This window comes from Streptomyces sp. TG1A-60 (assembly GCF_037201975.1).
Taxonomy (GTDB): Bacteria; Actinomycetota; Actinomycetes; order Streptomycetales; family Streptomycetaceae; genus Streptomyces.
Map to the genome: position 1 here is coordinate 4779497 of NZ_CP147520.1, position 25971 is coordinate 4805467.

Here is a 25971-nt window from a genome sequence, read left to right on the forward strand (position 1 = left end):
GATGGCGGACGGGATGGGAGCTCCCCGCGCACGCCACTACGGACCCGCAGCCGCGAACGGCGCCCCCTCCATCCCGGTGCCGGCCGATCCCCCGCCGGAGGCATTGCCTGGACCGTGGCCCGCTCTATGCGGTGATCGACTCATGGCCACGGGCCCTATCCACATGTGGGCGCGCGTCGGCGCAGCGCGGGCGGAGCGGGCCGAAGGCAGGAGCGGCGCCCGGAGCGGAGCCGGGAAGCGCGCCCGGCGGAGCGGAGCGCAGCCGGGGCTTGAACCAGTAGAGAAAGTTGTAACTCAGTCGGTCCGGTGGGGCGGTCGGGGCTTGAAGTCGTATGCGCAGGCTGGCAGTTCCGTGCCTTGGCGGTGTGCGAGGGGCAGGAAGATCACTGGTCGGATCGTCCAGGTGATGCGGGTGGTGAAGAAGGTGACCGACACTGTGCAGGGTTCACAGCGTAGGAGGGCTCGTCGTGTCTCTATGCGGCCGTCGTACAGCCACTGCCATGCCTGTTCGGATGCTTCCGGGTCGAATGCCGGCGAGATGGTGCGGAGCGCGACGGCAACCCATCGGTCGGCCTGGGGGGCCGTGTAGGCGTCGAAGGATGCTCGGAGTACCGACTCAACCTCGTCGGTGAGGTCTTCGGTCCAGCACTCGCACCAGTAGCCCCGGCGGGCTTCGTCTTTCAGCACAGGTGGTCTCCCGGTCGGGTGCCGGTGAACAGTTCCGCGGTGACCGTGTAGCCGCCGTTGCTGCCGTGGATGACGACTCGGTGGGCGAGTGCGGTGATCATGCCCAGGCCCCGGCCGTGTTCGGCCTCGCCGTCCTGGTGCTCGGCCTTCGGTGCTGTCCCGGTTCCTCCGCCGTCCGTCACCGACAGGGCGATCACTTGCCGGGTCACCGCGAGGGCCAGGTGGAAGCTGCCGGATTCCATGCCGCTGGCGGTGTGGAGGATCGCGTTCGCGCTCAGTTCGCTCACGATCAGCTCGGCGTCGTCGGCCAGGGGAGATCCGCGCAGGATGTCGCGGGTCCAGCGGCGGGCCCGGCTGACCTCTTCCGGAAATCCTGGGCAAGTGAGTCCCCAGACCCGGGCGGTGCTCGTATACTCGTGCATACAAGTTCCTTCGTACTGGTAGGCCGCCATGTGCAGCGGGTTCGGGCTAGATGAGTTTCACGCCGTCGTGGGCGCGGATGGCCGGCGGGGATGTCGCGTCCAATGCGTCCAGGACGCGGATCGCGTATGCCTCGTCGGCAAGCTCGGCGACTTCTTCACGGGTGGCCCAGCGCAGTGCGCGGGTCTCATCTCCGGTGGTCGGGGTGCCGTCGGCCGCCTCGCAGCGGAAGACCAGCGAGACGATCAACCCGGTCATGTTCTTGTAGACGCCGGTCAGGGTCGCGGGAAGCGTGATCTTGATGCCGGTCTCTTCGAGTACTTCGCGCTGGAGGGCTTCGGGGAGGGTTTCCTCGCGTTCGAGGACTCCGCCCGGGGGTTCCCACTTGCCGTTGTCACGGCGTTTGATCAAGAGGGCCCGGCCCTGGTCGTCGACGATGACTCCGGCGACGCTCACGGAGTGCGGACGGTCGGTGCTCACGTTCCTTGGCCCTCTCGGCTGGCTAGGCTCTCCACCGTAGCAACAACAATCGCCCACTCGTCTAGATATCTAAAGGAGTACACGTGCCGTCTCTTCCTTCCGGCTTCCTCGGTGATCTCGATCCCACGAGTGATCGTGCGGTCTTTCGGCAGATCGCCGACCAGTTGCGCGAGGCCATCGACCGTGGGCGGTTCAAGGAGGGTGAAAAACTGCCCTCGGAAGCTGAGCTTGTTGACCACTACGGGGTATCCCGGATGACGGTCCGCAACTCCTTCTCCGTCCTCCAGGGCGAAGGGCTCGTGCACGCCGAGCACGGCAAGGGCGTCTTCGTCCGGCCCCGGCCGCCCGTGCGGCGCCTCGCCTCCGACCGGTTCGCCCGGCGCCACCGGGAGCAGGGCAAGGCCGCCTTCATCGTCGAAGCCAACGCCGCCGGCAGTCACCCCCAGGTCGACAGCCTTGAGGTCAAGGAAGAGAAGGCCAGCCCGGACGTATCGACACGGCTTGGGTCCGTGCGGCGGGTGCTGGCTCGTCGGCGCCGGTATCTGCTCGACGGGCGGCCGGTCGAGTTCGCCACCTCCTATCTGCCGCTCGACATCGCGCGCGGTACGCCGATCGCTGAGCCGAACCCCGGGCCCGGCGGGATCTACGCCCGGCTCGAAGAGCTGGGGCACCGCCTCGACCACTTCGAGGAGGAGATTCGCGCCCGGATGCCCTCACCGGCTGAGGTGAAGACGCTCCGGCTGGCCTCCGGTGTGCCGGTGATCCACCTGATCCGGACCGCCTTCGACGCCGAAGGGCGGGCCGTGGAGGTCTGCGACACCGTCATGGCGGCGGATGCGTACGTGCTGTCGTATCAGCTTCCGGCGACGTGATGAGGTGAATTGTGGTGGTGCGCGGGGGACGCTTCTCCGACTCGTACACCCCAACAGGCATACTCGTATAGACGAGTGGGCAAGTGGTGTGGCAGGGTGGTCCGCATGAGCCCAGAGATCGGGTTCGCAGACCGCATCATATATAGACGAGTAGATGGGTGAACTGCCTTGCGCACCATTCGTGTTGAGACCTCGGCCGCCACGATCCTGCTGACCGAGGCCCCTGAGCCCAAGGTCCGGGACCGGCAGACGGGCGAGATCGCCAAGGACGCCGTCAGCGGGGAAGCACTGATGACGATCGGCGTCGTCTACATCGAGGACGGGGAATCGTCGCTGGTCAAGGTCACCGTGCCGGAAGGCGGTGTGGCCGAAGGGCTGACCCTGGGGGCGCCGGTCTCGCTGCCGGGACTGGTCGCCCGGCCGTGGGAGAGCGTGTTCAACGGACAGCAGCGCCACGGCATCGCCTTCCGCGCCGCCGCCGTGACTCCGGCCGCCTTCCCCGCCGCCATGGGGGCCACCGCCTGATGTCCGACCTGGTGACACTTCTGGAGGTGGGTGGTCCTGTCGCCGCACTCGGCGGCGGGGCCGCCTACACCCGGGCCAAGCACCCCCGCGTGTACTGGCCCACGGTCGGCCTGCCGATATCCACCGCCCGGCTCCTCGGCTCCTACGGCTCGGTCATGGAGGCGTGCGGGCTGACCGTGGCGCCGTCCCGGCTGCGGGTCCTCGCCGTCAAGGCCACCACACGGCGGGAGGTCCGGCCGGTACCGCCTCGGCGGGGCATCATCCGGCCCACCTCGACCGGGCTGCGGCTTCGTCTCCGGCTCGCTCCCGGACAGGAACCCGCCGACGTCGCCGCCTCGGCCGAACGGCTGCGGCATGCCTGGGGCGTTCACGCCGTGTACGTCTCGACCGTCAAGCCGGGCGTGGTCGAACTGCGGCTCGTCGGCTTCGATGTGCTGCGGAACGTGCGGATGCCTCGCAAGGCCGCCGCCGAACTCCTCAAGGTGCCCGTGGCACTGCGGGAGGACGCCACCCCGTTTGTACGCGACTACCGCACCATTCCGCACCAACTCACCCTAGGCGCCACGCTGTCGGGGAAGTCCATGTACCTGCGCCACCTCATCACCGGACTCGCCCGGCAACCCGTCGCGCTCGTCGGCATCGACTGCAAGCGCGGTGTTGAGCTGGCGCCGTTCGCCTCCCGGCTCTCCGCCCTCGCCACCGACCCCGACGAAGCCGCCGAGCTGCTGCCCGTACTCATCAAGGAAATGGAGGACCGATACGACCTGATCAAGTCCAGGCAGGGCATCGCCCCCGGCACCCCCGACGAGGAGATCACCTCCGACATCTGGGGCCTGCCCGACAGCGAACGCCCGGTGCCGATCGTGCTGTTCGTCGACGAGGTGGCCGAACTCTTCCTCGTCGCCACGAAGAAGGACGAGGAACGCCGGGACGAGATGGTCACCCAGCTCATCCGCCTCGCCCAGCTCGGCCGCGCCGCCGGCATCTACCTGGAGGTCTGCGGACAGCGCTTCGGCGCCGAACTGGGCAAGGGCGCCACCATGCTCCGGGCCCAGCTGACCGGCCGGGTCTGCCACCGCGTCAACGACGAAGCCTCCGCCAAGATGGCCCTCGGCGACATCGCCCCAGAAGCGGTCTCCGCCGCCTGCGCCATCGCTCCCGAACTGCCCGGCCTGGCCGTCGCCGGCGACACCTCCGGCGGCTGGTCCCGCATCCGCACCCCGTACCTGTCCCTCGGCGCCGCCGCCGAGATCTGCCGGGAATCGGCCCACCTGGTGCCCGACCTGCCTGCGCTCAAGCCGTTCCGGCCCGACACCCCCGTACAGCCTGTCGAGTCCTCGGCCCCGGCGGTGCAGCCGCACCCGGTGACCGACTGACCTTCGCCCACCCCTCACCCGGTCGGCGTGACCGCCTCGCGCCAACTCCTTACCCCTGCCATGCCTGAATCCGGAAGGAGCCGCATCATGCGTGCCCAACTGGCCCGTGTCGACGCGGTGCTCGTCCAGGCGCTCATCGCCGCCGCGCTGTCCTTCGCCCACCTGCACGACATCGCCTCGGCCGCCGGTCAGGACGGGTGGAAAGCGTGGGCCTACCCGGTCTCGGTCGACCTGTTGCTCGTCGCCGCCTGGCGCCGACTGCGCTCGGGTGAGGCGAAAGCGGCCGGGTGGTGCTGGTTCGTCATCGCCCTCGCCGCCTCCCTCGGCGCGAACGTCGCCACCGCCGGCCTCCTCGACCTCAACGACGTCCCGGCCTGGCTACGCATCCTCGTCGCGGGCTGGCCCGCTGTCGCCTTCCTCGGCGGAACCCTCCTCGCCCACACCACCCCCGCGCCAACCGACGAAGACCACAAGGGCCCCGAGGGCACGGACGACACCGTGAACCAGGAGCACGCGTCCGAACCTGCTCCTGTGGAGCTGCCGCCGACACCACCGGCCATCGAGCCACCGCCGCCCGAGCGGCCTGCCGTACCCGTCCCGGCCGCCCTCGTCGAACACGCCCGCAAAGTCGCCGCCGAACACCACACCCGCACCGGAGCCCCGATCGACACCCCGACGCTCCGCGCTCGCCTCGGCGTCCCCGCGCCCATGGCCGAAGCCATCGCAGCCCACCTCTGAGAGGAGATCCCGTGTCAGCCAACCGCCGCTTCCGCAACGTCACCCGCATCGGCCCCGTCCAGGTCGCCACGTCCTACGACGGCCGGGGCCGTGAGAAGCACACCGCCGCCTGTACGGCTCCGCGCTGCGGCTTCTCCGCCGACTACGACAGCCGCGCCGCCGCCGAGCTGGCCGCCCGCACCCACCGCTGCCCCGTCCACTGATCCTCCGAAGGGACCCCGCACACCGTGACCGTCAGCCTGCCGCTCGTCGTCGTCCTCGGCCTCTTCGCCTGGGGCGCGGTCAAGTTCCTCGGCGTCCGCACCTGGGTCGTCGTACTGATCGCCCTCTTCGGCTTCTACCTCTCGCAGACCTTCCTCGCCCCGGCCATCGAATCCGGCACGCGCTCCGGCGTGGACGTCATAAACGGCTCACATGCCTAGACGAGTAGATGAGGAGAGTCCGACCGTGTTCCTGCCCAAGTACCCCGACAGCCCCACCCCGCCGCCCGCACACACCCACGCTCCGGCTGATCCGGCGCCCGTCCGGCGCTCACTCCCGGCGGTCTCTATCAGCCCCGGAGTCGTGGCGGCCGTGGTCGTCGGCGGTGTCGTCCTCACCGCGCTCCTGGCCGCCGTCGCTGTCTCGGCCGTCTCCGTCGCCATCGCGGCCGTGGTCCTGCGCTCCCTGATCCGCGAACAGAACCGGCGCTGAACGCGCACGACACCCGGGGCGGCGCACACGACCAAGCATCCGCCGCCCCGGGGCCATCACTCCTGACCGAGCCAGTCAGAAGGAGAATCGCCATCTTCACCCGCACCACACCGCCCCCGCTCCCGGAACTCGCGAAGCTCGCCGAGCACGGCACCCTGCCCGGTATCCTCCGTCAGCTCTCCGGACTCGGCGGCTGCACCAACCCGATCCGCCTCGACGGCCACCGCACCGAGCACGACGTCGACACCACGACCGGCGAGATCGGCCGCGTCCTCCAGCACCTCGACTCCACCGACCTCCCGGCCGGCCAACTCCTCGTCCGCTGCAACAACCGCCGCACCACCCGGTGCGCGGCCTGCTCCGAGGTCTACCGCCGCGACACCTTCCACCTGATCACCTCCGGCCTGCGCGGCGGCAAGGGCGTCCCCGAACACGTCGCCACCCACCCGCGCGTCTTCGCCACCTTCACCGCCCCGAGCTTCGGCCCGGTCCACAACCGCCCTTCCAGCGGGCGGCCCTGCCGCTGCGGAAACCGCCACGACCAGGACGACGCCGTACTCGGTACCTCGCTCGACCCGGACACGTACGACTACGAAGCGGCCGTTCTCTGGAACGCGCACGCCGGTCCGCTCTGGCGACGCTTTTCCACCTACCTGCGCCGGGAAGTCGCCAAGCGCGCGGGCCTGTCACAACGCCGCTTCCGCGACCACGCCCGCGTGTCCTTCGCCAAGGTCGCCGAGTACCAGAAGCGCGGCGCCGTCCACTTCCACGCCGTCATCCGCATCGACGGCCCCACCGGCGGCGACACCCCACCCCCGGCCTGGGCCACCGCCGAACTCCTCACCGACGCCATCGAGACAGCGGCGGCCAAGGTCCGAGTCGACGGCCCGGTCATCGACGGACGCACCCACACCTTCACCTTCGGCCGCCAACTCGACGTACGCACCATCCGCTCCGCCGACTTCAACGACGGCCAGGAGCTGACCGAGCGCGCGGTCGCCGCGTACATCGCCAAGTACGCCACCAAGGGTGCCGAAACCGCCACGGGAGCTCTCGACCGGCCGCTGAAGTTCGCCGCCGAACTCGCCCAGCTCGACATCAGCGACCACGCCCGCCGCCTCATCCGAACCGCCTGGTTCCTCGGCGCACGCAAGGATCTCGAACACCTCCGCCTCCGCGCCTGGGCTCACATGCTCGGCTTCCGCGGCCACTTCTCCACCAAGTCGCGCCGCTACTCCACCACCCTCGGCGCCCTCCGTGACGCCCGCGCCGAGTGGCGCCGCGCACAAGCCGCAACGGCCAACGGACCGGCTCCGGATACGACGTACGTCCTTGCCCACTGGGTCTTTGCAGGAACCGGGCTCTCCGACACCGAAGCCTGGCTCGCCGAATCCCTCACGCCCGCACCTGGAACGGAAGGAGAACCCACCCGTGGCTGACCGCTACCTCACTGTGGCGCAGGTGGCCGAACTCCTCGGCACGACGGAACGCTTCCCGCGCCGACTGATCGCCGAGCGACGCATTGCGTTCGTCAAGGTCGGTCGACACGTCCGCATCCCAGAGAGCGCGGTGAATGCCTTCGTCGACGCCAATACGGTGCAGCCGATCGGCCACCGGCGCGGCTCTCTCCGGAGGGTCGCCTGATGGCTAACAAGAAGGGGAGGCGTAGAAGCTTCGGGTCGGTCCGGCAGCTTCCGTCCGGGCGCTGGCAGGTCCGCTACCGCAACCCGGAGACGGGCCAGTTGCGCCCGGCCGAGAAGACCTACCCGACCAAGACCGATGCTCAGGCCGCCCTCACGCACGTCGAGTCCGACATCACGCGTGGGCAGTGGTCGGACCCGGACGCCGGGGCGGTGAACTTCGAGGGGTACGCAACCGCGTGGCTGCGAGACCGGAAACTCGCCGACCGCACCCGCGAGCGGAACGAGTCAGTGGTGCGGCTGCACATCCTGCCCACCTTCGGGGCCGGGTCGGTGGCCGACGTGACGACGACTCGGGTGCGCAGCTGGCGCAGCAGGCTGCTCGCGGCCGGCATCGGCGAGCCAACGGTCGTCAAGGCATATCAACTGCTGCGGGCCCTGATGAACACGGCCGTGGACGACGAACTGATCCGGCGCAACCCGTGCCGCATCAAGGGCGCCGACAGCTACGAGGTGCCCGAGCGGCCGGTCCTCACGGTCGCGGAGGTCTTCGCCGTCGCCGATTCCATCGCGCCGCGCTACCGGCTGCTCGTACTCTTGGCGGCCTTCACCACTCTGCGGTTCGGGGAGCTGGCGGCCCTGCGGCGCCGGGACATCGACCTGGAGGGGCTGACCGTCACCGTGCGCCGGGCGCAGGCCGAGTTGCAGGACGGCCGGCTCTTCGACAAGGCACCAAAGTCCGCGGCCGGGGTGCGCTCCGTTTCCTTCCCGGCCGAACTGCTCGACGCAGTCACTGAGCACCTGGAGTGCTTCGCCGCTCCCGGCCGCGACGGACACGTCTTCGTCGGGCCCCAGGGTGGGCAACTGCGGCGGAGCAATTTCCGGGACGACTGGGTCAGGGCGCGGAAGGCCGCAGGCGTCACGGCCGAGCTGCACTTCCACGACCTTCGGCACACGGGCAACACGCTGGCCTCCACGGCCGGGGCCAGTACGCGGGAGCTGATGACGAGGATGGGACACAGCAGCTCCCGGGCCGCGCTGATCTACCAGCACATGACCAGCGACCGGGACCGGGCCATCGCCGACCGGCTCGGGACCATGATCCGAGAGGGTGGGGGAGGGGCTTCCGGTCCAGGGGATGGGTAACGGTCTTGCTGCCATGGCCGATGCTGCCGATGCTTGGCAGATGCCAGGGCAGCGCAAAAGAAGACGTCACCAGCAGGACGAGATGCGGCGGGCTGCTGCTCGTTTCGCGCCTGAAGCGGGCCGCTGGGAGGTGCTTTTCGAAACCCAGGACGAGTCGGATTGGCACGCTCATATCCGCCGTCTCCGAGCGTCGGACGCTCAGATCGACTGGACGGCGGTGCGGGTGGACAGGCTCTGTGGGCGCCTGACACAACCGACCACCTTTCGGCTGAGCCTCTTCGTGCCGAAGGCCGTCCCCTATCCACACCAGGACTCCGCCGTGTAGTGGCACGCGTGTGGCACGACCCCGAACAAGACGAAGGGCCAGCCTGGGAGGAAACCCTCCTGAGCTGGCCCTTTTCCTGTGCCCCCGGCAGGATTCGAACCTGCGACACCCGCTTTAGGAGAGCGGTGCTCTATCCCCTGAGCTACGAAGGCGGAGGCCAGGCGTCAGTACCTGTGCCGTGGTCAGTGTAGCGGGTGGTGGATCAGGGGCGGGACGGGCCGTGTCGAAGGTCTGAGGGGGCGGTCAGAGGTGTGGCGCACGCCCCTGACCTACGCCACGCCCTCCGGCAGGAGGGCGGCGGACGTGCCGTCGAGCTGCAGCCCGGCCGGTGGCGGTCGGTTTTCCGGTGTGGTCGGTTGGGTTCAAGTGGCCCTCGACGGGGGGGTGCCCCTATCTGTTTCGTCAACCCCGGTGGGGTCGGCTTGTAGGGGGTGATCCTGGTTTTCGGGAACGTCCCGCGAAGCGGGATGTTCCCGGCGGATCGGGTGGCTGATGGGCAGCCCGGTGGCCGGCAGGGCGGGAGTGGCCGTGCCGGTGCGCGGGCGTGATGGGGCCTGGAGGGCAGGGGCGGTGGAGTCGTCAGGCGGCAAGGTCGACGTTGCCCGGGGTGCGTGTTTCGTAGAGGGCCCCGGTGCGGATCATCGCGTGGATGACGTTCACGCGCTGGCGGGCCAGGCGGAGGATCGCCTGGGTGTGGGTCTTGCCGCGTGCGCGTTGACGGTCGTAGTAGATCCGGGAGGACGGGTCGGCTTTGCAGCCGATCGCGGCGAACGCGGCCTGGAACAGGGCGCGTTTGAGGAGCCGGTTGCCGCGTTGGGGTGCGTGCTCGCCGCGGATGGAGGTGCCCGAGGACTTCGTGGCGGGCGCGAGCCCGGCGTAGGAGGCGAGGTGCCCGGCGGTGGGGAAGCCGGTGCCGTCACCGATCGCGACGATCACGGCCGCTGTGGTCCTGACGCCCAGGCCGGGCAGGGAGGTCAGGAGGTGGAAAAGAGGGAGGGCCTCCAGCAGGGCGGCGATCTCCTGCTCGGCCTGGCGGCGCTGGCTGTGGGCGGCGGCGAGCTGGGCGGCGAGTCCCGGCACGATCAGCGCGGATGCCTCGGTGCCCGGAACGACCAGGGTCTGCTCGGCGAGTGCGTCGAAGATCTCTGCGGTCAGGTGGTGGGCCTTGCGCGAACCGTGTGCCTTGAGCAGGGCCTCGCAGCGGGCCCGGCCCAGTTTCCTCAGTCTCGCCGGGGAGCCGTGTCGCTGAAGGAGGGCCTGGATGTAGGGGTAGGCCAGGCGGGGGCCGAGGACACGTTCGAGGGAGGGGTGGATCTGGGAGAGCAGGCCGCGCAGCCGGTTGGTGGTGCGGTTGACCTCGCCGGCCAGGTCGTTGTCGTAGCCGGTGAGCATGGTCAGCTCGGCCAGCACCTCGTCGTCGCGGTCCACCGCCCGCAGGGTGTGCGGCATGGTGCGGGCGGTCTCAGCGATCACGTAAGCGTCGCGGGCGTCGGTCTTGGCCTCGCCCGGGTGCAGATCGGCGGCCCGCCGCATCGACAAGCCGGGCAGGTAGGCCACCCGGCAGCCCGCCGCGCGGGCCACCGTCAGCGGCAGCGCACCGATGTTGGCGACCTGGTCCACGATCACCAGGACAGTGCCGAACTTCGCCACCAGCCTGGTGAACAGCTCCAGCAGTTTCGGCTCGGTGTTGGGCAGCCGCTTGTCGTGCACGGTTCTGCCGTCCCCCGTCCGGCCGTGGGCATGGTGGAACTCCTTGCCCAGGTCCAGGCCGAGGAAGAGATCTATCGCGGTCGTGTCGACCATGTGCGCGTGCCCCTCGCCACTCGTCTCCTCAGACTCCCGGCCGTCCCTGCGGCACCACACGCCGGCAACCACGTTACGCAGACATGCCGCCCGTGAAGCGGCCCGGCATTGCGCCGGACCAGGCGGTCGTCAGGCCCCTCATCAGCGGTCAAGCGGTGCCCCGAAGCCCGGCGGCAACACCCCCCAGGTCATCCGCACGACAGGGGGCACACAGCCATACCGGGCCCGGGGGCCAGGCGCCCCATTGCGGGCCACGAAAAAGGTAACGGGGCTTTTGGGGCGATGGTGGTGGGTAATTCCGTTTCTCCCGGGTGCCTCGTGGGCCTAGCGTGACCGCCGTCGTGCCGCATGATGTTCGACATTTCGAACATCGGGGAGGGTGGATGAGGGTGAACGGATGTGGTGCCGTTGTCTGCGGTGATCGAGGCGCGCGGACTGTCCAAGGTGTTCCGGACGACCGTACGGCGGCCGGGACTCGCGGGGCACTCAGGTCGCTCGTCAGTCCGCAGCGCGTCGCCAAGGTCGCGGTGCGGGACGTCGGGTTCAGTGTGGGCAAGGGGGAGTTGCTCGCGTTGCTCGGTCCCAACGGGGCCGGGAAGTCCACCACGATCAAGATGCTCACCGGGATCCTGACGCCCACGTCCGGCGAGGCGCTGGTCGCCGGGGTCGTGCCGCACCGGGACCGGGAGCGCCCCGCCCCGGATGACCGCCACCGCCGTACGGCTGCTCGTCCAGGTCTGCCTGGGGCGAGTTCCTGATGGGCGTCTCCGCCGGGGCGATCTGGCAGGTCTCGATCATCGTCTTCGCCTCGGTGCTGCTCACCCGGTTCCCCGGCCTCGGCGGCTGGTCCAGCTCCGACGTGCTGCTCATCGCCAGCATGCGCATGGTCGCGCACGGGCTGTACGTGCTGTTCCTCGGCCGGGTCCAGTACATGAACATCCTGGTCCAGGAGGGCGTCGTCGAGCCCTGTCCGATCCGGCCGATGCCGGTCTACCGGCAGATCCAGCTGGCCTTCTTCCCGGTCAACGCCATCGGTGACCTGGTCGTCGCGGTCGGCCTGTTCGTCGCCGCGCTCCAGCGCAGTCGCCTCGACTGGACGGCGGGCCGGATCGCGTACGTGGTGGCGGGGGTGCTCGGCGGCATGCTGGTCGAGGCCGCGCTCTTCACGGCCCTGGCCGCCGCCGCGCTCCACTTCCCGGCCACCTCGTACTGGAGCCGGTGGCTGGAGGAGCTGATGGGGGCCTTCGGCAGCTATCCCCTGAGTATCCTGCCGAAGGCAGCCTCCGCCGCGTTCACGTTCGTCGTGCCGCTCGCCTTCATCGCCTACTTCCCGGCCGGCGTGCTGACCGGCCACGGCGACTCGATGGGTGTACCGGAAGCGCTCGCGGCGGCCTCATCGTTCGTCGGCCTCACGGCCTTCGTCCTGTCACGTCTGCTGTGGAACCGGAGCCTGCGTCGGTACACGGGCGTCAACGGCCGAGCGGGCAGACCGAGAGCGGGTGGGAGACGCGGCCCCCGGGGGGCACCCCGCAGCTGGACACATGACCTCGCGCAGCCACAGGCGGCTCTTCGCGGCGCGGCGCCCGCCCACCGGCTGCCGGGGGTCAGACCTCGGCGACCCGTCGGAACATCCCCGCCACCCGCAGATCCGACTCGATGCGCTCCACCGTCGCCCGCAGCTCCGGCAGCACGTCCGCCACGCACTCCTCGACGGTCCGCCGGCTGCTGTGCATCGCGACGTTGACCGCGGCGACGACCCGTCCGTCCCGGTCTCGGACGGGCGCGGCGACGGAGCGCAGCCCCTCCTCCAGCTCACCGTCGACCAGGGCGTAGCCGGCGGCCCGTACGCGTTCCAGGACGGCCAGCAGCTCCCGCCGGTCGGTGACGGTGTGGGGGGTCAGTCGGATGAGGCGCTCCGGGAGGGAGATCTCCGGGAGCAGGTCGGCGAGCATGACGCGTCCCAGGGAGGTCGCGTAGGCCGGCAGACGTGTCCCGAGGGTGATGTTGACGCTCATGATCCGGCTGGTGGCGACCCGCGCGGTGTACTGCACCTCCTCCCCGCCCCCGGTGAGGATCGCGAGGGACGCCGAGTCGTGGACCCGCGCGGAGAGTTCGGCCAGGTGGGGCGCGGCGATCCGGGGAGGGGGAGCATCGACAGGGGCGGGAAGCCCAGGCCCAGCACCCGGGGAGTGAGGCTGAAGAAGCGGTCGTGCGAGGTGACATACCCGAGGTGTTCGAGGGTGATCAGCGCGCGGCGGGCCGTCGCCCGGGGGAGCCCGGTGGTCCGGGCGACCTCGGTGAGGGTGAGTTCGGCCCGGCCCTCGCCGAAGGAGGTGATCACGGTGAGCCCCCGGGCGAGCGACTCGACGAACTCCCGGCCCAGTTCCTGCTTGGAGGCACCCGTCCAGGCGGCGAGGCCGGAGGGGCCTGTGGAGGCGTCCGCCCCGGTGGCGAGGCCGGGGTGACCCGTGGAGGTGCCCGCCCCGGTGGTGGCCTCCCGCGGCTTTCGCAGCTCCCGTTCCATCTCCGCGACGGTCGCCCGCAGCCGTGGCAGCAGTGCCGAGCGCAGCGACCGCGTGGTGTGGCGGCTGGTGTGGCTGACGACGCTCGCCACACACGCGACCCGTCCGGTACGGGGATCCCGTACGGGTACGGACACCGCCACCAGCCCCGGCTCGATCCGCTGGTCGTCCAGTGCCCACCCCTGGGCGCCCGCGCGCGACGTACGGGACTCGAAGTCGTCGTACGCGCCGGCGCGCGGTGGTACGGCGGGGAAGCCGCGCCCCTCGGGGTCGGCCGCGCGCCGGGCCTGCCAGCGGGCCCGGTCCGCCGGCCCCCACTCGGTGGCGAAGAGCGGGCCGGGTGCGGTGCGTTCGGCGGGGAGGAGGTCGCCGATGCGGAAGCTGAGGGACATCGCACGGCGGCGGGTGGCCTGGTGGATGAAGCGGATGCCGTCCCGGTCGCCGACCGCCAGGGAGACCGACTCGTCCAGCTCGTCGGCGAGGGCGTCCGCGTGGGCGTCGAGGAGACGGGGGAGGCGGAGCGCGGCGAGGTAGGCGTTGCCCAGCTCCATCAGGCGGGGGCGAGGACCGCGTCCCGGCCGTCCAGCCGTACGTAGCCCATGCGGGCCAGCGTCGCCGTGATCCGGTCGACCGTGGAACGCGCGAGCCCCGTGGCCTTCTCCAGCCCGCTCAGGCTCAGCGTCCCGTCCGCCTCGGTGAGCCGGCGCAGCACGGTGATCCCCCGCATGAGGGGGGCGACGGCCTCGGTGGGGGCGGGAGCGGGGGCGGAGGCTGCGCTCGTGACGTTCGGGAGCATGGGGTCACGGTAATGCCGCGCCGCTGGGCCGGGTTCCTTGGAGCCCGGGGCGCCCGTGCGTCGGCGGGTGCGGGTGCGGGTGCGGGTGCGGGTGCCGGTGCGGCTGCGGGTGGTTCGTGGTGGCTCGCGCGGTTCCCCGCACCCCTGAGGGACAGGGGCGCACCCGGGCTTCTCAGCGGCACGGGAACACGCGACCAGCCCCCCACCCGCCAGCACCCACCCACCCGCCCCCTCACCGCAGCAACCCACCCCTGTCCCCGCTGTCCCTCGGGTCACCGCCGACTCACCACCACCCGATGCTCCCCCCGGCATCCGTCCCCGTCACCGTGATCTCGACCCCCGCTCGCCCATCCTTGAAGGACTCACCGGGGACGAACGGCGCGTCGGAGAGCTCCGCGTGGACGTTGGGGCTGCGGGTGCACCCCCCGCTGTCGCGGCGGGAGTCGTAGACCTCGATCGGCCCGTGCCCGGTGTCGACGGTCGCGTCGACCTTGTAGACGAGGACGCCGGGCCGGCACACGACGGCGTCGTTGCCGGCCCGGGTACGCAGCTCGACGGCGTACGCGGTCCGGGAGTCGAGGGGGACGACGACCAGCTTGGCGCCGCCGGGGGTGGCGAGCGGGGTCAGCGTGTACTCGGCCGTGCCGGCGGTCGCCGCACAGCCGACCTGCGTCGCGTCGAGCCAGCCGAGTTTCCACTTGTGCCAGCCGAGAAGGTCGTTGTCGACGCCCCAGTCCTCGCTCATGATGTCCCAGTGCCCGACCGCGCCGCCGCCCTCGTGGGTGTAGAGGTCCGGCAGGCCGAAGACGTGGCCGTTCTCGTGGGGGAGGACGCGGTAGCCGGTCTCCGCGTACGAGCCCGAGCCGTCGTCCTGGCGGCTGTAGACGAAGGAGGCGTTGGCGAGCGGGACGCCGTCCGCGACCGGCGCCTCCCGGTTCCCGGCGAAGGTCACCGAGAGGACGGTGTCGAGGGCGGAGGGGCCCGCGTTCGGGGTGACGAGGACGTTGACGAGGTCGTATGACCGGAAGTCCACCAGCGGGTCGGCGACCCGCACCAGGTCCTGGACCAGCCGGCGGTAGCCGGGGTCGAAGGGGGCGCCGCGCTCTATGCCGTACGAGCGGAAGGGCCTCGGCATCCGCAGCCACTCCGTGAGCGGGGCCTCGGGGCGGTAGTCGATACGGCCGTAACTGCTGGTCCTGAACCATTTCTGGGTCTGGGGGCGAACTCCGCGAAGCGGTCCATCGCGCTGCCCTCGCCGGGCGCGTCGGAGAAGTCGATCATGAGGTTGAGGGCGCGGACCGTGCCGGTGGAGCGGGAGTAGCGGGGCGGGGTCGGGATGCCCTCGGACATCTGGGTGCCGAGCGGGCCGCGGATCCTGCAGGGGTCGAGCGCCGAACCGCGGGCCAGGGTGGTGGTCCCCGCGGCCGTCGTCGTCTTTTTCGCCACGACGTGCCCGGTGCCGGCGGAGGTGCTGACCGCGAACGTGAGAACGGTGACCGAGGCGAGCGCGACGACGCGGCGCGGCCGTATCCGGCGCGGCCCCTTCGGGCCGGGTGGCTGGGACGTGCGTATCCGGCGCGCCCCCTTCGGGCCGGGTGGCTGGGATGTGCGTATCCGTCGCGTCCCCTCCGCGTGGGGCGGCTGGGAGAAACGTTTCCGGCGCTGAGGTATCCCGTTTCTGCGGAACGGCTGCTGCATACACGCGCCCTTCGCTCCACGGCAGCCGACCGGTGACGAGGCTGCGCCCTTTCGATCACCCTGTGTCGGGGGGTGCGCGGGCGCGCGCTGGAAGGGCCGAACGTGGGTGTCACATCCCGCGGGGAGTGACTCAGGTCACAGAAGATTCTTCGGAGGCGGGAAATAACCGGGGACCGTTTCCCCGTTTGGTCAGGTGTCCGAGCGAAACGGGGATTTCATCCCCGGATAGCCATCGGGCGCCCCCACATCTCATGATCCGGACGAGGAGCACGCCGTGGAGACCGCCACCCCCGTGCGCCGCAAGGCGCCCCGCCCCCGGGCCGACGCCCTGCGTAACCGGGAGCGGATCGTCACCGCCGCCCGGGAGATGTTCGTGGAGTTCGGCCCCGAGGTGCCGCTCGACGAGATCGCCCGCCGGGCCGGTGTCGGTAACGCCACGCTGTACCGCAACTTCCCGGACCGCGACGCGCTCGTGCGTGAGGTCGTGTGCTCGGTCATGGACCGTACGGTTCTCGCGGCCGAGGCCGCGCTCACGGAGACCGGCGACGCGTTCGAGGCGCTCTCGCGCTTCGTGCACACCTCCGCCGACGAGCGGGTGAGCGCGCTCTGCCCGATGATCCAGAGCACGTTCGACAGGTACCACCCGGACCTGGAGGCGGCGCGCGAGCGGCTGGAGGAGCAGGTCGAACGCATCATGCGGCGGGCCCGGGAGGCCGGCCGGCTCCGCGCCGACGTGGGCGTCGGTGACCTGATGATCGCGGTCAGCCAGCTCAGCAGGCCCCCGGCCGGGGCCCTGTGCGCGGGCGTCGACCCCTTCGTCCACCGCCACCTGCAACTGTTCCTGGACGGCCTGCGCGCCCCGGCCGCCTCCGAACTGCCCGGCACCCCCGTGACCGTGGCGGAACTACGGAGGACCTGCCCTTCCTGACCTGCCTCGACTCGCCCCGACCTTGACCTGCCCCGACCTTGACCTGATCTGGCCTGCGTCGAATGACCGACCTCACGGCTGTCGTCTGACGACGAGCCGCTGTCTCCGGACGCCCGTTCCGTCGCCCGATACCGATACCGATTCTTCCGTCACGAAGTCCCGAAGTGGGTTCCTCCATGTCCGAAACAGTCCGCAGCGTCCCCGAGCCGGTGGGCGGTCCGCACACGGACCCGCACCACGAGGTGGGCAACGACCCGCACCACGATGCGCACGGCGACGCGCACGCCAGCCGCTGGAAAGCGCTCGTCTTCATCGCCCTGGCCCAGCTGATGGTCGTGCTCGACGCGACCATCGTGAACATCGCCCTCCCGTCCGCCCAGCAGGACCTGGGAATATCGGACGGCAACCGCCAGTGGGTCATCACGGCGTACGCCCTGGCCTTCGGCGGTCTGCTCCTCTTCGGCGGCCGGATCTCCGACCTGTGGGGCCGCAAGCGCACCTTCGTCACCGGTCTGATCGGCTTCGCCGGCGCCTCCGCACTGGGCGGCGCGGCCACCGGTGAGGCGATGATGCTGGGCGCCCGCGCGCTCCAGGGCGCCTTCGGCGCACTCCTCGCGCCCGCCGCGCTCTCCCTGCTCGCCGTGATGTTCACGGACGCCAAGGAGCGCGCCAAGGCGTTCGGCATCTACGGCGCGATCGCCGGTGGCGGCGGCGCCGTGGGCCTGATCCTCGGCGGTGTCCTGACCGAGTACCTGGACTGGCGCTGGACGTTCTTCGTCAACATCCCGTTCGCGGTGATCGCGGCGGCCGGCGCGTACTTCGTCATCCGTGAGCCGGCGGGCGGCCGTAACCGCTCCCCGCTCGACATCCCGGGCGTGATCCTTTCCACCCTGGGTCTGGTCTCCCTGGTCTACGGCTTCACCCGCGCCGAGTCCGACGGCTGGGGCGACTCCATGACCGTCACCCTCTTCCTCGCCTCGGCGGCGCTCCTCGCGGCCTTCGTGTTCGTCGAGTCGAGGGTCAAGGCCCCGCTGCTGCCGCTGCGCGTGATCATCGAGCGCAACCGCGGCGGTGTCTATCTCTCCCTCGGCCTCGCGATCATCGCGATGTTCGGCCTGTTCCTCTTCCTGACCTACTACCTGCAGATCGTGAAGGGGTACTCGCCGGTCGTGACCGGCTTCGCCTTCCTGCCCATGATCGCGGGCATGATCATCGGCTCCACCCAGATCGGCACCCGCCTCATGACCCGGGTCCCGCCGCGCCTGCTGATGGCGCCGGGCTTCCTGGTCGCCGGCCTCGGCATGCTGCTGCTCACCCAGATGGAGACCGACTCCTCCTACGCGGGCCTGCTGCTGCCGGCACAGCTGCTGCTCGGCCTGGGCATGGGTACGGCGTTCATGCCGGCCATGTCACTGGCCACGTACGGGGTCGAGCCGCGGGACGCGGGCGTGGCCTCCGCGATGGTCAACACCTCCCAGCAGGTCGGCGGCGCCATCGGCACGGCCCTGCTGAACACCGTCGCCGCCTCCGCGACCACGTCCTACATCGAGGACCGCATCGCCACCGCCCCCTCCCGGTCCGCCGCCCGGCTCGTCGAACTCCAGGGCATGGTCCACGGCTACACCAGCGCCATCTGGTTCGCCGTGGGCATCCTCGTCGCCTCCGCCGTCATCGCCTTCACGTTCGTCACCACGGGCAAGCCGGACATGACGGCCGGCGCGGGCCAGAGTGAGGACACGACGGACGAGGTGAAGGTCCCGGTGATCGCCCACTGAGGTGGGGGAAGGAGAAGGCGTGCGGCCCCCTTCTCCTTCCCCGCGCCCGCCGGGCGTCCTACCGGAGCCACGGCAGGTCCGCCCCCGCCTCCTTCGGCTGAAGCCCCTCCGCGATGATCCCCATGATCTCGCCGAGGGTCTTCTGCTGTGCGGGGGACAACCGGTCGAACAGCGCCTGCCGCACCGCGGCCACATGCCCCGGCGCGCTCTGGGAGAGCATCTCCAGCCCCCCGTCCGTCAGCACCGCGAACTGGCCCCGCTTGTCCACTGGGCAGTCCTCGCGCCGCGCCCACCCGCTCTTCTCCAGCCTGGCGACGGCGTGCGACAGCCGAGACCGTGTGATCTTCGTGCGCTTCGCCAGCTCGGTCATCCGCAGGCGCCGCTGCGGCGCCGCGGAGAGCACCACGAGCAGGTGGTAGTAGAGATGCGGCATGCCCGCGTCGCGCTGCAGCTGGCGGTCGAGATGGTCCTCAAGCAGGGTCGTGGCGTGCACGTATGCGAGCCAGGTGCGCTGCTCATCGTCGGTGAGCCAGCGGGGTTCTTCGTCAGCGGATGCGGTCTTCATACTCCCACTGTACGAGGCCCCTTCTTGAAGTTTGAACTATAGAGATGTAAGGTGAAACAAGAAATATTGAGACTTCAACTACTGGGGAGTCGGTGGGAGTCTCAAGCGCCGGAGGCGCATGCAAGATCACCAGGAGACAGAAGCGACCACTTGTGCCCGCCGAGGCGTATGTGGCGTGTGGTCGCGTGTGCTGAGGGAGTCACCCCTATGTCCGCCACCACCGAGCGCATGCCCGCCCTGTATCTGAGCCACGGGGCCCCGCCGCTCGCCGACGACCCGGTCTGGCCCGGCGAGCTGGCCGCCTGGTCCGCGAGCCTGCCCCGCCCCAAGGCGATCCTCGTGATCTCCGCCCACTGGGAGGAGGCCCCGCTCGCCCTCGGCGCGGTCGACCCGGTCCCCCTGGTCTACGACTTCTGGGGCTTCCCGGACCACTACTACACGGTGCGGTACCCGGCCCCCGGCGCCCCCGAGCTGGCGGTCTCGGTCCGCAAGCTCCTCCAGGCCCCCGGCGTCCCGGTACAGGACATCCCCGACCGAGGCCTCGACCACGGCGCGTACGTCCCCCTCGTCGAGATGTTCCCGGCCGCCGACATCCCGGTCCTCCAGATCTCCATGCCGACGCTCGACCCGCTGAAGCTGATGGACATCGGCCGCAAGCTCGCGCCCCTCCGCGACGAGGGTGTCCTCATCGCCGGCTCCGGCTTCTTCACCCACAACCTCGCCGCCCTCCGCCAGGCCGGCATCCCCACCTGGTCCACCGAGTTCGACGAATGGGGCCGCCGCGCCCTCGAAGCCCGCGACTGGGACGCCCTGCTGGACTTCCTCCGCAAGTCCCCGGCCGGGCAGCTGGCCCACCCCCGCACCGAGCACTTCGCCCCCCTCTTCGTCACGATGGGCGCGGCCGAGGCCGCCGGCGAACTCGACGCGCAGAGGTCGGTGATCGACGGGTTCTGGATGGGGTTGGCGAAGCGTTCGGTGCAGTTCGGGTAGGTGCTTCCACACCGGGTGACGTGACGGAACGGGGCGGGGCGGGCAACGAACGGACGCCCCACCCCCGGGAACGCGAGGTCACGCGGTCGCCGCTCTGGAAGGCGGTCCCCGAGGGCGGGAACGCCTCGCTCTTCCCGGGCGGGCACGCGACATCGCCGCCACACTCGCCGACCCGCACCACCAGGAAGAACCCCGCCCGACCGGCGGCCCCTGGTGGGACCCCGCCTTCACGATCCGGTTCGAGGAACGCTAGAGCTCCTTCTCGTACCAGGCCACATCCCAGTACCGCCCGAACTTCCGTCCCACCTCCCGATGCGTCCCCACGTACCGGAACCCGAACCGCTCGTGCAGCCGGGTCGACGCCTCGTTCGGCTGGGCGATGCCGGCGTAGGCGCGGTGGAGGTCCTCCTCGGTGAGGGCTTCGAAGAGGGCCTTGTACAGGAGGGTGCCGACGCCCCGGCCGCCCGCCTCCGGGGCAAGGTACACCGACACCTCCACGGAGGTGTCGTAGGCCGGTTTCGCGCGAAACGCGCTGCTCGTGGCGTAGCCGAGAATGCGCTGTGAATCTTCGCGGACGGCAACCATCAGGCGGTGCGGGCCGTCTTCGGGGTGGGAGAGAAGCCAAGGGCGACGCTCTTCCGGAGTGAAGACGGCGGTATCGAACGTGACGGGCGTCTCACGGACGTAGTGGTTGTAGATGTCGGTGAGGGCGGCGAGGTCGGCCTCGACTCCCGGCCTGACCTGCACCTCTGTTGGCTCCGCCGACATCCCGCCCCCTTCTGTGGCGGCACAGGGTACTGCAAGATCAGAAAAATAGCGGGACGGGTTGGGAATTCTGTCCTGATTCCAGTCGTTGTTTCCTTCGGAAGCAGGGCACTCGGGAGAGTGTCCGAGCGGCCGCATCAGGACCCTCGTAGGACCCGATACGACCCTGCCACCCACCATCGCAAGGGAGCACGCATGGCAACCCGTGCCGTCGCCGCTCGTCGTTCGTCCGCCTCCGGCCGGACCGACGCGGCTCGCAGCGTTCGCGCCTCGGGCGGCGAGATCGCCGACCGCGACCTGGTCGGCATGTACCTCGACGAGATCGCGCGTACACCGCTGCTCGACGCCGCAAAGGAAGTCGAGCTGTCCCAGATCATCGAGGCGGGTGTGTTCGCACAGCAGATCCTCGACGGTGAGGAGGAGGCCAGGGCGGACGCCACCCGTGAGGAGCTGGAGGCCCTGGTCGCCGACAGCGAGCGGGCCAAGGACATCTTCATACGGTCGAACCTGCGGCTCGTCGTCGCCGTGGCCCGGCGGTATCCCCGCAGCGGTCTTCCCCTGCTCGACCTCATCCAGGAGGGCAACGCCGGCCTGGTCCGCGCGGTCGAGAAGTTCGACTACCGCAAGGGCTTCAAGTTCTCGACGTACGCCACCTGGTGGATCCGTCAGGCCATCACCCGTTCGATAGCCGACCAGTCGCGCACCATCCGGCTGCCCGTCCACCTCGTCGAGGAGCTGGGCCGGATCCGTCGCGTCCAGCGTGAGTTCAACCGCGAGCACGGGCGTGACCCCGAGCCGCGGGAGATCGCGGACGAGCTGGGCTCCAACCCCGAGCGCGTCAGCGACGTCCTCGACTGGGCCCGCGACCCGGTCTCGTTGAACATGTCGGTGGACGACGACGGAGACACCCAGTTCGGCGACCTGTTGGAGGACACCTCCGCCGTCTCGCCCGAGCAGTCCGTGCTCACGCTGCTGCGCAGCGAGGAGCTGGACGGCCTCATCGGGCGCCTCGACCAGCGCACGGCCTCCATCATCAAGATGCGGTACGGCATCGAGGACGGCCGCGAGCGCACCCTCACCGAGGTCGGCAAGGAGCACGGGCTCACTCGCGAGCGGATTCGCCAGATCGAGAAGCACGCCCTGCTCGAACTGAAGAAGCTCGCCCGCGACACGGGCTTCGACGCAGCCGCCTGATCCGCCCCCTCGCCCGCCTGATCCGGCCCACCGCCCCGTGGGCCGGGCGCGGCGCCCTCGTCGGAGGCCCCGCTGGGGGTCGGCCCCGCGTAGACCGGGTGGACCGGGGGCGGGTGGGCCCGGCCGAGGACCGAGCTGGCGCAGGCGAAGGACCGAGCTGGCGCAGGCCGAGGACGAGCTGGTGCGGACCAAGGGCCCCTGTCGGCCCGTTCTCCGCGCCCGCCGCACGGTCCGGCCCGGCGCACCGCCGTACGTCGGCCACACCTTGGCTGTAGGACGCCGCTTCAACCCCCCGATCCCGGGGCACAAGACTTCCGGGCCCCAAGACTTCACCGGGCCCGGAGCCGCCAGGCCCGGGACCCGGAGGACGTCGACCGCAGTCATCCGAAGCCAAAGTCCCGACGCTCTCCCCCAGCGCCGGGACTCTCCCAGAGCCGGGCTTCGGCGCCTCCCCCCGGCGCCGAAGCCCGGCCCCTTTCCCGTCGGGACGCGCGAGGCGCAAGCAAGTCTGGGACGGGCGGGGCGGGCGGGGCGGGCAGGCACACGAACGGGTCCGGCGCAGGCAGACGAAAGGGCCACCCCGGACCTGAACCCCGGGGTGACCCGAAGGGCAGATTCTGCCACAGAGGCAAACTCTGCCGCAGGGGGGCGGGGGTGCCGTCCTCGCACGTCAGGGGCCCGGAAACGCGCGGCTGCCCCGACCGCCCCGGCGGCTGCTGGGCCCGCCACCGCTGCGGCCGGCCTCGGCCGTACAGCCGTCTTCGCACGGCTGTACGGCAGTGGGGCCTGCTCACCTGTCGGCGGCACCCGCCGCCCGAGTCAGCCGCGTTCCCAACTCCCGAACGTACTGGACCAGTTCCGGCGGCTCGTGCACCGTGAAGTCGCAGTCGACCACGGCGAGCCGTACCGCCAGCCACTCCACGGCGTCGCCGGCGGAGGCCCGCAGCCGACAGGTGTGCTCGTCGACGGGTTCGGGCGTGCCGAACCAGCGGGGAAGCCGCGCCGCGATGAACTCCGCGGGCGCGGCGAAGGTGACGTCGAACTCGTACGTCTCCTGCCGCCGGTACATCGACTGCTTCAGATACTCCTCCGCGCTCCCCGTCGGCAGTTCGCGCGGTGTGAACCGGGCGCCCGTGGCGAACGGTTCCTCAACCCGGTCGACCCGGAAGGTGCGCCAGTCGGCGCGGTCGAGGTCGTACGCGACGAGGTACCAGCGCCGGCCGGTCGAGACGAGCCGGTACGGCTCACAGTGGCGGCGCGAGTCCGTGCCGTCGCCGGAGCGGTAGGCGAAGCGGAGATGTTCCCGGCCCGCCACCGCCGAGGCCATCACGGTCAGCGTCTCCGGTGTGACCGTAGCCCCGTCGCCGCTGGTCAGGGGGGTGGTGGCGGCCTGCAGTGTGGACACCCGGTGGCGCAGCCGCGACGGCAGCACCTGTTCGAGCTTGGCGAGCGCCCGTACGGAGGCCTCGTCCACCCCCTCCACCGCGTGCCCGGCCCCGGCCCGCAGGCCCACCGCGATCGCCACGGCCTCCTCGTCGTCCAGCACCAGTGGCGGCATGGCCTTCCCGGCGACCAGCCGATAGCCGCCGTCCGCCCCCTTCGTCGCCTGCACGGGATATCCCAGCTCCCGCAGCCGGTCGATGTCCCGCCGGACCGTACGACGCGACACCCCGAGCCGGCCCGCCAGCTCACCGCCGGGCCACTCGCGGGGTGTCTGGAGGAGGGAGAGGAGCTGGAGGAGCCGGGCGGGGGTGTCGGTGGTCATGAGAGTCCCTTTCCGGCCCACGGTTTCAGCGTGATGGTCCCGGTTCTGGTCCTGGTCGCGGTCGTGGTCATGGATGCGAGGATGCCGCAGAAGTAGGACATGATCTGACCTGTTCCGCCTGGGTTCACCACATGACCTCGACCACGAGCGCCCTGAAGGGGCGCGCGGACCTGCGCGACCAGCCACGGACCACAGGCAGCGACCCCACGACAGACACCCTTGCCCGCCGTAAGCCCGAATGCGTCCGAGTCGCGCCCGAAACTGTTTACTTTTCGGAAACCCGGGCGTAGCCTGCGGGGCGAAACCACAGAGTCGGGCATCGGTCGGAGGTGAACGGACATGTACGCACCGGAGCGGCAGCAGGAGATCCTCCGGCTCGCCCGTGACGGCGGCCGGGTGGACGTGGTGTCGCTGGCGGAGGAGTTCCGGGTCACGGCGGAGACGATCCGACGGGACCTGAAGACCCTGGACCGGGCAGGCCTCGTCCAGCGGGTGCACGGCGGCGCCATCCCCGCCGGACGGCTGGACTTCGAGCCCGACCTCGCCGAGCGCGAGGGCACGGCGGCCGACGAGAAGGACCGCATCGCGCAGGCCGCCCTCGGCGAACTGCCGAGCGACGGCACGGTCATCCTCGACGCCGGTACGACGGTCGCCCGCCTCGCCGCCGCCATCCCGCTGGAGACCACGCTCACCGCGGTCACACACAGCCTGCCGATCGCGGCCCGCCTCGCCGACCACCCGGGCATCCAGCTCCACCTGGTCGGCGGCCGAGTCCGCCACCGTACGCGCGCCGCGGTGGACGCCTGGGCACTCCGGGCCTACGGCGAGATCCGCGCCGACGTCCTCTTCGTGGCGGCGAACGGCTTCTCCACCGGCCACGGCCTGACCACCCCCGACCTCGCCGAGGCCGCCGTGAAGCGGGCGGCGGTGACCGCCGCCCGGCGCGTCGTCCTGCTCGCCGACTCCTCCAAGCACGACGAGGAGCACTTCGCCCGCTTCGGCGACCTGAGCGACGTGGACCTGCTGATCACCGACAGCGGGCTGAACCCCCAGGACGCCCTCGCCATCGAACGCGGCGGCACCGAAGTACTGCGCGTGCCGGGCGACGCCCGGACCGACGGCCGGAAGGTCCTTTCATGATCCTCACCGTCACCCCGAACCCGTCCCTCGACCGTACGTACGAGGTCCCCTCCCTCGACCGCGGCGAGGTCGTCCGGGCCACCGGCGAACGCGTGGACCCGGGCGGCAAGGGCGTCAACGTCTCGCGGGCGGTCGCCGCCGCCGGGCAGCGCACCGTGGCCGTACTGCCACTGGGCGGCGCACCCGGCGCGCTGGTCGCGGACCTGCTCGACGCGCAGGGCATCGAGGTCGCGCGGGTGGCGGTGGCCGGGGCGACCCGGTCCAACATCGCCCTCGCGGAGGCCGACGGCGTCCTGACGAAGATCAACGCGCCGGGCCCGGAGCTCTCCGCCGCCGAGGAGGAACTCCTCCTGGAGACCGTCCGCGCCCAGTCCGCCGGCGCCTCCTGGATCGTCTGCTGCGGCAGCCTCCCACGTGGCCTCGCCCCGTCCTGGTACGCCGAACTCGTCGCCCGCGCCCACGCGGCCGGCGCCCGCATCGCCCTGGACACCTCCGGTCCGGCCCTGCTCGCCGCGCTCCGCGAACGTCCGGACGTCGTCAAGCCGAACGCAGAGGAGCTGGCCGAGGCCGTGGGCCGCTCCCTCGCCACCGTCGGCGACGCCGTCAAGGCCGCGGAGGAGCTTCGCGGCATGGGCGCCGGCACGGTCCTCGCCAGCCTCGGCGCCGACGGGCAGATCCTCGTCGACGCGTCGGGCGCCTGGTTCGGCAGCGCCCGCGTCGACGCCGTACGCAGCAACGTCGGCGCCGGTGACTCCTCCCTCGCCGGCTTCCTCATAGCGGGCGGCAACGGCCCGGAGGCCCTCGCCTCCGCCGTTGCCCACGGTGCGGCTGCCGTGCAGCTCCCGGGCAGCGTGATGCCGACGCCGTCCGACCTGGACCCGGCCGCGGTGACGGTGACGGCGGAGATGCCGGTGGACCGGGTGCTGAGGGAGCCGGTGTCATGAGCGGGCGATCAGGAACGAACGTTCGTCCTGACGGTCGGCCCGAGCCTCGGCCCGTGGACTCCGCGCTTCCGCGAACGAACGCGCGTTCTGCGGGCTGGCCCGAGCCTCGGCCCGTCGGCTGCGGCGTCCCGCGAGCGACCCTCCGTTCCGCGTTACCCGCGGCTCCCTTTCCCTCCCCCTCCCC

At 70.9% G+C, this 25971-nt stretch carries 23 protein-coding genes, 1 tRNA gene and 4 pseudogenes; 18 read left to right on the plus strand and 10 right to left on the minus strand.

The genetic code is table 11. The features are described from left to right. Nucleotides 1-294: 294 nt before the first annotated feature. From WBG99_RS20755 to WBG99_RS20765, 3 genes are read right to left on the minus strand one after another with little or no spacing between them, the layout of a single operon-like run. Nucleotides 295-687 carry a hypothetical protein gene (locus tag WBG99_RS20755; protein WP_338897728.1) on the minus strand — a complete coding sequence of 131 codons (393 nt, stop codon included), beginning with the start codon at nt 685-687 and terminating at the stop codon, nt 295-297. Further along, a complete protein-coding gene (locus tag WBG99_RS20760) occupies nt 681-1109 on the minus strand; it encodes an ATP-binding protein (protein WP_338897729.1) in 429 nt (142 codons plus the stop codon). Before WBG99_RS20760 ends, WBG99_RS20755 begins: the two co-directional genes overlap by 7 nt. A 46-nt stretch (nt 1110-1155) precedes the next feature. Continuing rightward, nucleotides 1156-1563, minus strand: coding sequence for an NUDIX hydrolase (locus WBG99_RS20765; protein ID WP_338900416.1), 408 nt, complete (start codon nt 1561-1563; stop codon nt 1156-1158). A gap of 107 nt (nt 1564-1670) precedes the next feature. Here WBG99_RS20765 and WBG99_RS20770 point away from each other — a divergent pair, with 107 nt between their 5' ends. The 10 genes from WBG99_RS20770 (at nt 1671) to WBG99_RS20815 (ending at nt 8577) form a co-directional block, all read left to right on the plus strand. Further along, a complete protein-coding gene (locus WBG99_RS20770) occupies nt 1671-2459 on the plus strand; it encodes a GntR family transcriptional regulator (protein WP_338897730.1) in 789 nt (262 codons plus the stop codon). A 168-nt stretch (nt 2460-2627) separates the two neighbouring features. Beyond that, nucleotides 2628-2984, plus strand: coding sequence for a hypothetical protein (locus WBG99_RS20775; protein WP_239755759.1), 357 nt, complete (start codon nt 2628-2630; stop codon nt 2982-2984). Next, a complete protein-coding gene (locus WBG99_RS20780) occupies nt 2984-4360 on the plus strand; it encodes an FtsK/SpoIIIE domain-containing protein (RefSeq protein ID WP_338897731.1) in 1377 nt (458 codons plus the stop codon). Before WBG99_RS20775 ends, WBG99_RS20780 begins: the two co-directional genes overlap by 1 nt. Nucleotides 4361-4447: 87 nt before the next feature. Beyond that, entirely contained in the window at nt 4448-5098 is a 651-nt protein-coding gene (locus WBG99_RS20785; protein ID WP_338897732.1) for a DUF2637 domain-containing protein, read from the plus strand. An 11-nt stretch (nt 5099-5109) separates the two neighbouring features. After that, nucleotides 5110-5301 carry a mobile element transfer protein gene (locus WBG99_RS20790; protein ID WP_338897733.1) on the plus strand — a complete coding sequence of 64 codons (192 nt, stop codon included), beginning with the start codon at nt 5110-5112 and terminating at the stop codon, nt 5299-5301. A 24-nt stretch (nt 5302-5325) separates the two neighbouring features. Continuing rightward, nucleotides 5326-5520 (plus strand): hypothetical protein, encoded by a 195-nt coding sequence (locus tag WBG99_RS20795; RefSeq protein ID WP_046709296.1) that lies wholly within the window; start codon nt 5326-5328, stop codon nt 5518-5520. Between the two features lie 25 nt (nt 5521-5545). Continuing rightward, nucleotides 5546-5791, plus strand: coding sequence for a SpdD protein (locus WBG99_RS20800; protein ID WP_338897734.1), 246 nt, complete (start codon nt 5546-5548; stop codon nt 5789-5791). Between the two features lie 155 nt (nt 5792-5946). Beyond that, a complete protein-coding gene (locus WBG99_RS20805; protein WP_338900417.1) occupies nt 5947-7230 on the plus strand; it encodes a replication initiator in 1284 nt (427 codons plus the stop codon). Further along, on the plus strand, nt 7223-7435 hold the full coding sequence (locus WBG99_RS20810) for a helix-turn-helix domain-containing protein (RefSeq protein WP_338897735.1): 213 nt from the start codon (nt 7223-7225) through the stop codon (nt 7433-7435). Before WBG99_RS20805 ends, WBG99_RS20810 begins: the two co-directional genes overlap by 8 nt. Continuing rightward, nucleotides 7435-8577 carry a tyrosine-type recombinase/integrase gene (locus WBG99_RS20815; RefSeq protein WP_338897736.1) on the plus strand — a complete coding sequence of 381 codons (1143 nt, stop codon included), beginning with the start codon at nt 7435-7437 and terminating at the stop codon, nt 8575-8577. Before WBG99_RS20810 ends, WBG99_RS20815 begins: the two co-directional genes overlap by 1 nt. A 404-nt stretch (nt 8578-8981) precedes the next feature. On the opposite strand, the gene WBG99_RS20820 is transcribed toward WBG99_RS20815, so the two are convergent. Together WBG99_RS20820 and WBG99_RS20825 are read right to left on the minus strand one after the other, a co-directional pair. After that, a tRNA-Arg gene (locus WBG99_RS20820) sits at nt 8982-9054 on the minus strand. A gap of 427 nt (nt 9055-9481) precedes the next feature. Next, nucleotides 9482-10705 (minus strand): IS110 family transposase, encoded by a 1224-nt coding sequence (locus WBG99_RS20825; protein WP_338897737.1) that lies wholly within the window; start codon nt 10703-10705, stop codon nt 9482-9484. 408 nt (nt 10706-11113) lie between these two features. Here WBG99_RS20825 and WBG99_RS20830 point away from each other — a divergent pair. Then, nucleotides 11114-11397: pseudogene (locus tag WBG99_RS20830) on the plus strand (ATP-binding cassette domain-containing protein); the annotation flags it as partial. A gap of 62 nt (nt 11398-11459) precedes the next feature. After that, a pseudogene (locus WBG99_RS20835) lies at nt 11460-12182 on the plus strand (ABC-2 family transporter protein); the annotation flags it as partial. 127 nt (nt 12183-12309) lie between these two features. Here WBG99_RS20835 and WBG99_RS20840 read toward each other — a convergent pair. Together WBG99_RS20840 and WBG99_RS20845 are read right to left on the minus strand one after the other, a co-directional pair. Further along, nucleotides 12310-14023 (minus strand): annotated as a pseudogene (locus WBG99_RS20840) (IclR family transcriptional regulator C-terminal domain-containing protein). Nucleotides 14024-14295: 272 nt separating this feature from the next. Then, nucleotides 14296-15721: pseudogene (locus WBG99_RS20845) on the minus strand (M6 family metalloprotease domain-containing protein). A gap of 274 nt (nt 15722-15995) precedes the next feature. Here WBG99_RS20845 and WBG99_RS20850 point away from each other — a divergent pair. Together WBG99_RS20850 and WBG99_RS20855 are read left to right on the plus strand one after the other, a co-directional pair. Further along, nucleotides 15996-16649: a TetR/AcrR family transcriptional regulator gene (locus WBG99_RS20850; protein WP_338897738.1), complete on the plus strand. Its 654-nt coding sequence runs from the start codon at nt 15996-15998 to the stop codon at nt 16647-16649. Between the two features lie 176 nt (nt 16650-16825). Continuing rightward, entirely contained in the window at nt 16826-18424 is a 1599-nt protein-coding gene (locus WBG99_RS20855; protein ID WP_338897739.1) for an MFS transporter, read from the plus strand. A gap of 58 nt (nt 18425-18482) precedes the next feature. On the opposite strand, the gene WBG99_RS20860 is transcribed toward WBG99_RS20855, so the two are convergent. After that, nucleotides 18483-18989: a MarR family transcriptional regulator gene (locus WBG99_RS20860; protein WP_338897740.1), complete on the minus strand. Its 507-nt coding sequence runs from the start codon at nt 18987-18989 to the stop codon at nt 18483-18485. A gap of 207 nt (nt 18990-19196) precedes the next feature. On the opposite strand from WBG99_RS20860, the gene WBG99_RS20865 reads away from it, so the two are divergent. Beyond that, the gene (locus WBG99_RS20865) at nt 19197-19979 is read left to right on the plus strand and encodes a class III extradiol ring-cleavage dioxygenase (protein ID WP_338897741.1); all 783 of its coding nucleotides are present in this window, start codon (nt 19197-19199) and stop codon (nt 19977-19979) included. Between the two features lie 249 nt (nt 19980-20228). Here WBG99_RS20865 and WBG99_RS20870 read toward each other — a convergent pair whose 3' ends face one another. Next, nucleotides 20229-20747, minus strand: coding sequence for an N-acetyltransferase family protein (locus tag WBG99_RS20870; protein WP_338897742.1), 519 nt, complete (start codon nt 20745-20747; stop codon nt 20229-20231). Nucleotides 20748-20939: 192 nt separating this feature from the next. On the opposite strand from WBG99_RS20870, the gene WBG99_RS20875 reads away from it, so the two are divergent. Beyond that, nucleotides 20940-21938, plus strand: coding sequence for a sigma-70 family RNA polymerase sigma factor (locus tag WBG99_RS20875; protein ID WP_338897743.1), 999 nt, complete (start codon nt 20940-20942; stop codon nt 21936-21938). 790 nt (nt 21939-22728) lie between these two features. Here the strand turns inward: WBG99_RS20875 and WBG99_RS20880 are convergent. Continuing rightward, a complete protein-coding gene (locus WBG99_RS20880) occupies nt 22729-23703 on the minus strand; it encodes a YafY family protein (protein WP_338897744.1) in 975 nt (324 codons plus the stop codon). A gap of 339 nt (nt 23704-24042) precedes the next feature. On the opposite strand from WBG99_RS20880, the gene WBG99_RS20885 reads away from it, so the two are divergent. Then, nucleotides 24043-24843 (plus strand): DeoR/GlpR family DNA-binding transcription regulator, encoded by an 801-nt coding sequence (locus tag WBG99_RS20885; protein ID WP_338897745.1) that lies wholly within the window; start codon nt 24043-24045, stop codon nt 24841-24843. Further along, nucleotides 24840-25787, plus strand: coding sequence for a 1-phosphofructokinase (pfkB, locus tag WBG99_RS20890; RefSeq protein ID WP_338897746.1), 948 nt, complete (start codon nt 24840-24842; stop codon nt 25785-25787). The genes WBG99_RS20885 and pfkB overlap by 4 nt, the downstream gene beginning before the upstream one ends. Nucleotides 25788-25971 lie beyond the last annotated feature (184 nt).